This is a genomic window from Pseudomonas sp. C9 (assembly GCF_002000165.1).
GTDB lineage: Bacteria > Pseudomonadota > Gammaproteobacteria > Pseudomonadales > Pseudomonadaceae > Aquipseudomonas.
Window position 1 is genome coordinate 1,438,531 of record NZ_MPAK01000001.1, and the last position, 11,161, is coordinate 1,449,691.

Below are 11,161 nucleotides of genomic sequence, written 5' to 3' on the forward strand. Positions count from 1 at the left end.
CAGTGTTTACTCAGTCATTCGTCGCAATTGCTCGACCACATAATCTTGTTCTGCATCCGTCAGGTCGGGATACAACGGCAAGCTGATGGCCTCGGAAAAATACCGTTCAGCCTGCGGAAAATCGCCGTCCTTGAAACCTTGTCCGCGGTAGTACGGCTGCAAATGCACCGGAATGTAATGCAGGTTCACGCCCACACCGGCAGCCCTCAACGTTTCAAAAACCTGTGCCTGGTTGAGCTTGAACCGAGGCAGCTGCAACCTGACCACATACAGGTGCCAAGCCGACTCGGCACCTGGCTGAGCCACCGACAATGTCACTGCAACATCGGCCAGCAGTGTTTCATAGCGCGCGGCCAATTGACGACGCTTGGCGACAAACGCGTCCAGGCGCGCCATTTGCGACAACCCCAGCGCGGCGTGCAGATCGGTCATGCGGTAATTGAAGCCCAGCTCCAGTTGCTGGTAGTACCACAACCCCGTCGCAGGCACATTCATCTGTGCCGGATCACCGGTAATGCCATGGCTGCGCAGGCGCCGTAACCGCTCGGCGAATTCCGGGCGATTGGTCAGCACCATGCCACCTTCGGCACTGGTAATGATCTTGACCGGATGAAAACTGAAAATCGTCATGGCCGCGTATTGACCACAACCGACTGGCCGCCCCAGATACGAAGCACCCACGGCATGCGAGGCGTCTTCGATCAGCGTAAAACCGTAACGCTCGGACAGTTGCGCGATGGCGCGCATGTCGCAACTCTGCCCGGCGAACGCGACCGCGACCACCACTTTAGGCAGTTTACCTGTGGCTTCGGCGATCTCTAGTTTCTCCGCCAGCAACCGCGCATCCATGTTCAGGGTGTGCGGGTCGATGTCGACGAAATCGACATCAGCGCCACAGTAACGACCACAGTTAGCCGACGCGACAAAGGTGTTGGGACTGGTCCAGAGTGCGTCACCCGGCCCTAGCCCGGCAGTCAGACAAGCAATGTGCAGCGCCGCCGTGGCGTTGCACACCGCGACGGCGTATTCAGCCTGACAGTGTGAGGCCAGGGCTTTTTCGAAGCGCTCGATCGTCGGGCCTTGTGTCAGCCAGGGCGACTTGAGCACTTCCATGACTGCATCGATATCGGTCTGATCAATGTTTTGCCGGCCGTATGGAATCCGGTAGGGCATCATGGCCGTGACTCAACACAAGGCCCAGCCAGCGAGCACGCATGAGCGTCCTTGAACATCATTTTGCCGTTGCACATGTGATGAGTCCTTTTGCTATTCAGACAGCTCAAGCCAGCAACTGAGCCCAATTCACACCGGACGCTGCGCCGAGGGTAAAGCCCTTGCCGGTCAAGGCCAGGTTCTGGTTGTACGCCACATCCTGGGTGAAGCGTGCGCGCCACTTGTCTTGCAGGGCGGCAGCCGTTTGCGGTGCATCCGGCAACAGGCCCGGGTGCAGCATCTGGGCTTGAGGGCACCAGACAATCAGGTAACCGGCGTCTGCGGCTTTCAGGCACAGGTCGATGTCGGCAAACGCTTCATCGAAATGTTCTTCGTCCAGCCCACCGACGGCTTCATACAGATCCTTGCGAATCATCATGCAAGCCCCGGACACGGCCGAGTAGTTTTGCTCGACCTGGTGACCGTTCATGTAGCCCTTGGCATCTTTGCGCTCACCGATAAACACCGAACCGACCACACCATTGAAGCCCAGCACCAGACCGCCTTGCGTGGTAACGCCACGGAAATCCATCAGTTTGGCGCCGACGATCCCGACTTCCGGACGCTGGGCCTGGTTCAGCAAACTGTCGAGCCAGTTGGAGTTGACCACTTCGACCTGGGCCGACATCAACACCACATACTTGCCCTTGGCTTCAGCGACCGCGAAGTTGTACAGCGCCGAGGCGCTCAGACGTTCACCGGTGCGCAATATGCGCAAGCGATCACTCTTGCCGTCCAGGCTGGACAGCCAGGCTGCCAGTTCTTCGGACTGACTGTGATTGTCGGCGATCAGAATTTCGTGCTGCTGGTAACGGGTACGTTGCAGCACACTGACCACGGCGCGTTGCAGCGTCTCCAAATTGTCCTGGCTGTGCAGGATGATCGAGACCTTTGGCCGATCGCTGTGCTGGTAATCGATCTGCCAGGTCTGTGCCAGCTCGGAGCTGACCTGACCACGATAGCCGCGGGCCGTCAGGTGTCGGGTCAGGGTTTGACGCTCGTGAGGGTTTTCCTCTGTGGACGGCGCATTGCAGATCAGCAGCGGCTCGGCCAGATGCGCCAGGCCACCGAGGCCGCCGTCTTCGATCAGGCGCAACAGCAGGTCGAACTCCAGCGCCGACATGTATTCAGCCGAGTAGCCACCGGCGCCCACCAACACGTCACGCTGGATCAACCAGTGCCGGGCCATCATCGACGGCACGGTTTGCAGCAGATCAAGATTGACGCCCGGACGGAACACATCCGCCAGGGAACCATTGTCCTGGCGCTGGATTTCGTCCATCGCCACCGCACGAACGCCTTCGGCCCCCATCAGTTCGAGGCTGGCGCGCAGCAGGCCACTGGCGGTGAACTGATCACCAGCCTCGGCCAGTACCAGCCAGTCGGCGGTGGACTGGTTAACGCTCTGGTTGAGGCGTTCGACGTAGTTGTTGGCCGTGACTTTGACAAAGTGCACGGTGTCACGCGACGTGGTGGTCGCCGGCAAATCGCCGGTGGTGAACACCACGACTTTGAACGCCTTGCAGTGACCTCCGACCAGACTGTCGAAGGTGGCCTGCAACTTGACCATGTCCGCATCGAGATCCAACAGCATGATGCCGAACTGCGGGCCACCATTGCGTTTGCGCAGCTGCGCCGCAATGACTTTGAGCTGTTTGGCATCCGGGTTGCGAGCCTCCAGCCAGTTCAGCAGACGCCCGGACGGCATGTTTTCGAACAACGATTGTTCGTCCTGTGCCGGCACCGACGCCAGACGGTCGGCCCAGGCTTGCAGCTTGAGGCCTTCTTCCGCTTCTTCTGTGCCCTTGAGCGACTCGACCAGACGCGAAACCACCGTGCGGTTGAACGCATAGAGGCTCAGGGCTTCCCACAAACGACTGCGCAAAGTGCGCTCGTTGTCGTTGGGATGGACGCGCATCAACTCATGCTGTTTGAGCAAAATGCCTTCCAGTTCCTGCAACTGATAATTGGCGGCCGGCATGGTGTGCAGAAGGAATTCGAACTCAGTCAGCAGATCGAAAACCGGCTGGTTATAGAACGGCATCTCGACAAATTGCAGTTGACCAAACAGACGCTCCGGCTCTTCGCCGGCTTTATGCCAGGCCGAATTGAAAATGGCCGTTCCCTTGAGCGAGCGGGTGTTACTCAGGCAGTCAGCCATGGTGGCGAAACTGTCCAGCGCAACCTGCTTGCCCTCGGCCAGAGTCTTGTGGCTCATACCGGTCGGTAGCGACGCCAGAAACTCGGCAAAACGCTCGCGATCGGCAACGGTTTTGGCGTCCTTGAGCGTCAACACCGTCAGTACGTTGGTGTTGTGCTCCGTGGCACCGTAAGTGATTTCCCGCACAGCGAACGGAATCGGCAGGATCCGCGCCTTGGCGCGCGCGAGCATGTAATAGGCATGCCCGATTTCCTGCCACTCGAAGCTGGTGCCCGGCAGTAACGTGTTGTGCCAGTCCTGCAGCAACTCGGTACGGCTGACCGCGTAGAACGGCGGCAGGAAGTGCCCCATGAATTGCATCAGGCGCTCTTCGGCGCTATCCGAGCAGTAATCTTCCGGCCCCTTGCGGTCACGGCGGAAATAATCCACTTGCGTGGCGCGCGCCAGGTACATGATCCCGTAGCCGTGGCACATGCCGTAGTCGGCGTTGTCTTCCAGAAACTCCAGGGACTCGGTCACCGCGTCGTGAATCAGGAAATCATCGTCGGCCGACAGCACCATGTACGGCGTAGTGACCTGATTGACGCCAAAGGCGAGTTTTTCCTGCAACCCGGTATAGGTGAATTGCGGCAGATGCCGGTAATCAACCATCGGGTAATCACGGGCGATGTTCTCGTCGATTTTCAGCGAAGAGTCCAGCACCAGGATCTGGCAGGGATAGCTGCTGTAATACTGCAAGGTGCGCCGCAGGTAGGCGTTGCGGTTGTGGGAAATCACCACCACCGTCAATCGTTCATTCAGCGGTGCCACATCATTTCGAGCAGTGTTTTGAACGCGCATATTTCTATCCCCACAACCGGCCAGACGCCGAGAACCTACTTTCAATAATGATTAACGAACGCGACGCAGGTAGCCGTCCGGCGCCACGGTGATCAGCAGTTTGTTCTGCAACTGACGGTCGATTTCGAAGTCAGCGTTTTCTTCCAGGTATTTCCATACCGCGGTTTTCGGGTTGTCGCCCGGGCCCCATGGACGGTCCGGGAAGAAGTCGGCAGGCATGTCTTCAACCACGGTGTCCATGACCACGCAGTAGCTGTCCACCGACACCAGTGGTGCGTACAGGCGCAGCTCTTCGAGCACGTGATCGTGGGTGTGGTTGGAATCGAGGACCAGAATGACTTTCTTGCCTTCGGCGGCAGCGCGTACTTGTGCGGCGATGGCCTCGTCGATGCTCGACCCTTCGATCATTTTGATGCGCTTGCTCATCGGGTGGCTTTCGATGGCTTCGCGGTTGTGCGGGCGAATGTCGAGGTCGATGCCCAGCACTTCGCCGTGGCCTTGCAGCTCCAGCAACGAGGCGTAGTAGATGATCGAGCCGCCGTGGGCAATGCCGCATTCAATCACCAGGTCGGGTTTGACCTGCCAAATGATTTCCTGCATGGCCATCATGTCTTGCGGCAACTGGATGATCGGACGGCCCATCCACGAGAAGTGGTAGCTGTACTTGTGCTTGGCCGACTGATTGAAGAAATCCTGGGCCAGGCCGGTGAGTTTCTGGTCGTCGCCCTGAGCTGCGATTTGTTCTGCGCATTCGGCTTCGAAGGCTTTATTGATGGTGTTGTCAGTCATTTTTCTAATCTCAATAGTCACTGGAACGAAGCGCTGTCGACGGCGTGATAGACGTAGCGTCCACCGGTCATCCGCTTGATTTCTTCGAGGTAGTTGGAATTCATCACAAACAGGTTGGCGCCTTCGGGCAGTGCATCCATAGCCTCTTGCGGCGAGGACACACGGGCGCCACTGAGGGGCAGATACCGGCCCTGTTTGGCCGGGTTGATATCCACCACGCGGTCCACCGCCACGCCGGCCCGTTGCAGGAACAGCGAATAGATCACGCCTTTGGATGATGCGCCCCAGATCGCCGAACCTTGCTGCGGCGCGCCTTGAACAATGTGCACCGCACGCTCAAGGCTCGCGGTGAAACCGTCAGGCAGGTCCAGGCGTGGCACCGGTTGTTCCGGGGTCAGGCGCAAGGTTGCAAGGTCTGCAACGATGTACAGGTACTGGCCACCGAAAAGATGGCCGGCCTCATGCACGGTGCCGAACATCCGGCGCAGGTCATCGAGGCGGAAATAATTGACGTGCTCGTAGAACAGGTCGAACCAGGCTTTGTGTTCCAGGATCCAGTCGAAGCACGGCACTTCGATGTAGATCTGCCCGCCCTGATTGGCGTCGGCGATCTCGGCGAGGAAACTCACCGGGTCCTGAATGTGTTCCAGTACATGGCGCAGCACGATGGCGTCCGCCGCCAGACCGAGGCCACGGGTGAACGGTGCCTTGATCACGTCGGCGTTGCTGCCTTCGTAGGCTGGGTCGATGCCGGTGATGGCGTAGCCCAGGCCTTTGAGCAGTTCGAGGAAGTAGCCTTTGCCGCAGCCGACTTCGATCAGTTCCTGGCCCTTGAAGTGGCGGGCAATGATGCCCTCGACATCGTTCAAGTGCTTCTGGAACTGGCCTGAATGCGCCTGCTCGTTCTGATAGTCGGCGTCGTAGCTGAGCTTGTTGGCGTTAAAGGCCTGATTGAAGATCAACCCGCTCTTTTCGTCCTGCACCAGCAGCATGTCGGCGCTGGCCGAAGCCCTGGCTGACGCGGGGTCGGCGAAGGTGCGGTTTTGCAACACCGGCAGGTCGGCGACCCGATACAACTCATGCCTCATGCTCTGCTCCCAGTAGCTGTTGCAAACGGTCCGTCACGCCCCAGAACGCCATCGGTTCGTGAGTCGGGTATGGGTAATGACCGAGGTTCAACCGGATCGATGAACCACGCGCCTGTAGCCGTTGCTCAACCAGCGCCCGCACCGAAATCGGCTGGCCGCTGGCGCAATTGATTACGCCATCGAATTCGCGTTGTTGCAGGATCGCGGCGAGGTAACCCGCTGCGGTTTCAATCGCCAGGTAATCACGCAACTGCTCGCCGGCCGACATGTTGAAACGCTCGTCACCGGCATCGATTGCCCGGTCCAGTGCCGCCAGCAAACTGTTGGGGTTTTGCCCCTCGCCATGCAGGTAAAACAACCGCGCCCATTGCAGGGTGAACGGTTGAACCTGCTGCAGGTTTTGCAAAAACACACGCAGCGTATTTTTTGCCAACCCGTAAGGGTTGCTGGGTTGCGCTGCGGTTTGCTCGCTGAGCGGGCCGCTTTGCAGGCCGTATTCGAAACAGGTGCCGGTGACTAATACCTGCGAGACACCCGCCTCCACCGCGCTTTTGATGAACCGGTAATCGGCCATCAGGTTGTGCTCGAAGTGAAACAGCGCCTGATAGTTCGGCAAGCCCGGCCACGCCAGATGCACCAGCGCATCGACGCCATCGGTCAGTGCCTGGATGTTCAGTGTCGGGGCGTGAATATCCGCCGCAATGAACTCCACCGCATTGATCCACGACAAATCCGCAGCGGTCTCGGCGTTGCGCGCCACGGCGCGGACTTCGCAGCCACGAGCAAGCAAGGCCTGGACCACATGGCGGCCGACAAACCCGGTGGCACCGGTCACGAGCACTTTCACAGGACGGTCAACTCAGGCACGGCGATGACAAAACGGCCATCCCACTGGCGCACCTGCGCCAGTTGCTGACTGACTTCGTGCAGCAGGTTCCACGGCAGCACCAGGACGTAATCGGGCTTTTCAAGATCGATCTGCGCCGGCGACACAATCGGAATGCGGCTGCCCGGCAAGTACTTGCCCTGCTTGTGCGGGTTGGCATCGGCCACCCACGCCAGCAAGTCAGGTTTGACCCCGGCGTAATTGAGCAAGGTGTTGCCCTTGGCGGCGGCGCCATAACCGACCACACGCTTGCCGTCGGCCTTGGCCTGCAACAGGAAGCGCAGCAGTTCGTGCTTGATGCGTTCAGCGGCGGGCGCGAGGGTCGCGTAGTACTCGGCGGTTTTCACCCCGGCGGTGAGTTCGGCTTGCAGTTGCTGTGCAACCGCTGGCTGCACGTCGCGACGCACGCCATCGGCACGCTGGACGAAAACCCGCAGCGACCCGCCATGGGTCGACAACTGACTGACGTCGAACACGTGCAGACCGTTGCGCTCGCACAAGGTCTGCACGGCCGTCAGTGACAAGTAGGAATAGTGTTCGTGATAGAGCGTGTCGAACTGCTGGCCGGCCATCAGCGTCAGCAGTTGCGGAAACTCGAACGTCGCCACACCGGTCGGCTTGAGCAGGGTCGCAAAGCCGCCAAGAAAATCATTGATGTCCGGGACATGGGCCAACACGTTGTTGGCGGCCATCAGGTCGGCGGACCAGCCTTCGCTGACCAGCTGCGATGCGGTGTCGCGACCGAAGAACAGTTCACGAATTTCCAGGCCTTTTTCCCGCGCCGCTTGCGCGGTACTGCGGGTCGGCTCAACGCCCAGGCACGGGATGCCGCGACCGGCGACGTACTGCAACAGGTAACCGTCGTTGGCGGCGATCTCCACCACGCGGCTGTCCGCCGTCAGGCCGAAGCGCTCAGTCATCTCGGCGACGTAACGCTCGGCATGGGCCAGCCAGGTTGTGGAGAACGAACTGAAGTAGGCGTACTCGGCGTCGAACAGGCTGTCGGCGCTGGTGTAATCCTCGGTCTGCACCAGCCAGCATTGCTGACAGACCGCGACCTTGAGCGGCACCCATTGCTCGGCTTGCTCAAGTTGATCGGCACGCACGTAAGCGTTGGACGGCGGCGAGGTGCCGAGGTCGATCAGCGGCAAGGCCAGGGAAGTCCCGCAACCACGGCAGTTCATACACGCACTCCAGCGAAGTGTTGATCGAGCAAGGGATGGCTGGAATCCCGGGCCGACAGATTATTGACAGGCAACGGCCAGGTTATCGCCAGCCGTGGATCGTTCACACTCAAACCACCCTCGTGCGCAGGCGTGTAATCGGTGCTGTGCAGGTAGAGCAATTCGGCATCGTCAGTCAGGGTCTGGAAGCCGTGGGCGAAACCGGCCGGGATCAGCAAGCTGCGTCCGTCGCCGGCACGCAGGTGCTCGGCATGCCAGTGCAGGAAGGTCGCCGAATCAGGGCGCAAATCCACCGCCACATCCCAGACTTCGCCACGCAAGCAGGTGATCAGCTTGGCTTCCGGCGCACTCGCATTTTGAAAATGCAGGCCTCGCACGCTGCCCCGCTCGCGGGTGCAGGAATGGTTGATCTGGCGGATATGAAACGGCTGGCCGAAGGCGCTCAGGCTACCTTCGCAGAACAGGCGCGCGAAGTGTCCGCGCTCATCCTCGAAGCGTTTGTGCTGCACGCAGAACAGACCGGCCAGCGGCAATGGCTTTAACAGAAACTCGCTCACAACGCGCCCCGATACAGGTTCAACTGAGCCAGGGTGATGGCGCGCATGTCGTCCCCGTTTTGCCAGGCCAGGTGCCAGTCCAGCGTGTGGGTCAGGCACTGCTGCAACGACCAGCGCGGTTGCCAGGCCAACAGTTGACGTGCGCGGCTGCTGTCCAGGCGCAGCAGGCCGGCTTCATGCAACTCACTCGGTTCGATGCGCAAACCACGGGCTTGCGGCCAGCGGTTGGCGAGCAACTCGACGACTTCGCCGACGCTGCACATGTCCGTTTCACTCGGGCCGAAGTTCCACGCACCGGCAAACTTGGGGCCATTTTCGTAGAGGCCGGCCGCCAGTTGCAGGTAACCGGCCAGCGGCTCCAGCGCGTGCTGCCACGGGCGCACGGCTTGCGGGTAGCGCAGGGTCACCGGTTCGTCAGCGGACCAGGCCTTGAGCACATCGGGAATCAAACGCTCAGGCGCAAAATCACCGCCGCCCAGCACATTGCCGGCACGGGCCGTGGCCAGGGCCAGACCATGCTCGGCATATTTTTCAGCCGGGAAGAACGAAGCCGCGTAAGACTGCGCCAGCAACTCGCAGCAGGCTTTGCTGCTGCTGTAAGGGTCATGCCCGCCCAGCGCTTCGTTTTCGCGGTACGGCCACGCCCATTCCTGATTGGCGTAGACCTTGTCGGTGGTCACCAGCACGCAGGCGCGCACACCGCCAACCTGACGGATCGCTTCGAGCAGATTGAGCGTACCCATGACGTTACTGGAGTAAGTCCCCAGCGGGTCACGATAACCTTCGCGCACCAGCGGCTGGGCCGCCAGGTGCAGGACGATTTCCGGTTGGGTCTCGGCGATCAGCTCCAGCAACGCGCCCAGGTCGCGCAAGTCGCCGCGCTGATCGTTGATGCCTTCGTGCACGCGCGCCAGTTCAAACAGGCTGGGCTCGGTGGACGGGTCCAGCGAAAACCCGCTGACCTCGGCACCCAGGCTTTGCAGCCACAACGTCAGCCAACTGCCCTTGAAGCCGGTATGGCCGGTCAGCAGAACCCGCTTGCCGCGCCAGAAGTCCTGGCTCAGTCCCATTGCTTCCATGGGGCCTCCCCGCTCTGCCACAGATGCTCGAGGTGGTTTTTGTCGCGCAGGGTGTCCATCGGATGCCAGAAGCCATCGTGCTGGAACGCTTGCAACTGTTGTTCGTTGGCCAGCGCGGCCAAGGGCTCGGCTTCCCAGGAGGTTTGATCGTCGGCGATGTACGGCAGCACTTTGGGCGACAGCACGAAGAAGCCGCCGTTGATCCAGCCACCGTCACCGCGCGGTTTTTCAATGAAGCCCTTGACGCTGTCACCGTCACGCTCCAGGGCGCCGTAGCGTCCCGGTGGCTGCACGGCGGTCACGGTCGCGAGCTTGCCGTGGGTCAGGTGGAAGTCCACCAAAGCGCCAATGTTCAGGTCCGAGACACCATCGCCGTAGGTGAAGCAGAACGCTTGCTCGCCTTCCAGGTAACGGGCGGCACGACGCAGGCGGCCACCGGTCATGGTGTCTTCGCCGGTGTCGATCAGGGTCACGCGCCACGGTTCGCTGTAGTTCTGGTGAACGTCCATGCGGTTGTTGCACATGTCGAAGGTGACATCGGAGGTGTGCAGGAAGTAGTTGGCGAAGAAGTCCTTGATCGCGTAGCCCTTGTAGCCAAGGCAAATCACGAAGTCATGAATCCCGTGGGCGGAGTACTGTTTCATGATGTGCCAAAGAATTGGCTTGCCGCCGATTTCGATCATTGGCTTGGGCTTGAGGTGCGACTCTTCGCTGATCCGCGTACCGAGACCACCCGCCAGAATTACTGCCTTCATCGCTGTCCTCTTGCTCTTCACGCGGCTTGGCCACCCCCGCAAGGGTTGGCGAACCGTCAGATGCACATCATTAACCCGCAGCCACTGGGGCCTTCACGCCTTTGAGGTGAAGGATTTATGGCGATATACGGGGGACTTGCAGGAAGTGAGCCAATTGCTTGGGGTGGGCGACTGATGGGGCTTTGTTGGTTTTTCGGGGCTGGAGTACATATCCGTTGTTGCGGTAATGGCTGCTGGCGGTTTCGCTCTTACAGCGAGTCCCTTTTCCAAACGCCGAAAAGGAACCAAAAGGCTTTGCCCCTCCATTCGGTGCCTCGCCTAGGCTCGGCATGCCCTCACTCCGGCATTGCTCCGGGGGCCCGCCGCCATCGGCCATCCATGGCCGGGGGCGGCTACCGCGGCATCCTTGCCGCGGTGCCCCCTACGCAACGCCTGCGTTCGGCCTCTGGGAAAGGGGCAAAAGATCAAAAGCAAAAGCAAAAGCAACGGCAACGGCAACGGCAACGGCAACGGCAACGGCAACGGCAACGGCAAAATCAAAAGCTTCGCGAGCAGGCTCACTCGCACCCGGAGATGCGTGCTCTGAGCTCAGGCCGGCCCTTAGGCCGCC

The 11,161-nt window shown here is 60.3% G+C and carries 9 protein-coding genes; all 9 read right to left on the bottom strand.

Going from position 1 to position 11,161, the window contains the following annotated elements; all coding sequences use genetic code 11:
• Window positions 1-6: 6 nt before the first annotated feature.
• The gene (gene pseC, locus BMS17_RS06855) at window positions 7-1,176 is read right to left on the bottom strand and encodes a UDP-4-amino-4,6-dideoxy-N-acetyl-beta-L-altrosamine transaminase (protein WP_077430664.1); all 1,170 of its coding nucleotides are present in this window, start codon (window positions 1,174-1,176) and stop codon (window positions 7-9) included.
• Window positions 1,177-1,279: 103 nt separating this feature from the next.
• Complete coding sequence (locus tag BMS17_RS06860) at window positions 1,280-4,213, bottom strand: TIGR00180 family glycosyltransferase (RefSeq protein WP_077430665.1); 2,934 nt, start codon at window positions 4,211-4,213, stop codon at window positions 1,280-1,282.
• 51 nt (window positions 4,214-4,264) lie between these two features.
• On the bottom strand, window positions 4,265-5,002 hold the full coding sequence (locus BMS17_RS06865) for a cephalosporin hydroxylase family protein (RefSeq protein WP_027922337.1): 738 nt from the start codon (window positions 5,000-5,002) through the stop codon (window positions 4,265-4,267).
• A 17-nt stretch (window positions 5,003-5,019) separates the two neighbouring features.
• Window positions 5,020-6,090, bottom strand: coding sequence for a class I SAM-dependent methyltransferase (locus BMS17_RS06870; RefSeq protein ID WP_046032809.1), 1,071 nt, complete (start codon window positions 6,088-6,090; stop codon window positions 5,020-5,022).
• On the bottom strand, window positions 6,080-6,937 hold the full coding sequence (locus BMS17_RS06875) for an NAD(P)-dependent oxidoreductase (RefSeq protein ID WP_077430666.1): 858 nt from the start codon (window positions 6,935-6,937) through the stop codon (window positions 6,080-6,082). Before BMS17_RS06875 ends, BMS17_RS06870 begins: the two co-directional genes overlap by 11 nt.
• Complete coding sequence (locus BMS17_RS06880) at window positions 6,934-8,160, bottom strand: class I SAM-dependent methyltransferase (protein WP_046032807.1); 1,227 nt, start codon at window positions 8,158-8,160, stop codon at window positions 6,934-6,936. Before BMS17_RS06880 ends, BMS17_RS06875 begins: the two co-directional genes overlap by 4 nt.
• Window positions 8,157-8,717 carry a dTDP-4-dehydrorhamnose 3,5-epimerase family protein gene (locus tag BMS17_RS06885; RefSeq protein WP_077430667.1) on the bottom strand — a complete coding sequence of 187 codons (561 nt, stop codon included), beginning with the start codon at window positions 8,715-8,717 and terminating at the stop codon, window positions 8,157-8,159. Before BMS17_RS06885 ends, BMS17_RS06880 begins: the two co-directional genes overlap by 4 nt.
• The gene (gene rfbG, locus BMS17_RS06890; protein ID WP_077430668.1) at window positions 8,714-9,796 is read right to left on the bottom strand and encodes a CDP-glucose 4,6-dehydratase; all 1,083 of its coding nucleotides are present in this window, start codon (window positions 9,794-9,796) and stop codon (window positions 8,714-8,716) included. The genes BMS17_RS06885 and rfbG overlap by 4 nt, the downstream gene beginning before the upstream one ends.
• Window positions 9,778-10,551 carry a glucose-1-phosphate cytidylyltransferase gene (gene rfbF, locus BMS17_RS06895; protein ID WP_046032804.1) on the bottom strand — a complete coding sequence of 258 codons (774 nt, stop codon included), beginning with the start codon at window positions 10,549-10,551 and terminating at the stop codon, window positions 9,778-9,780. The genes rfbG and rfbF overlap by 19 nt, the downstream gene beginning before the upstream one ends.
• Between the last annotated feature and the right edge of the window lie 610 nt (window positions 10,552-11,161).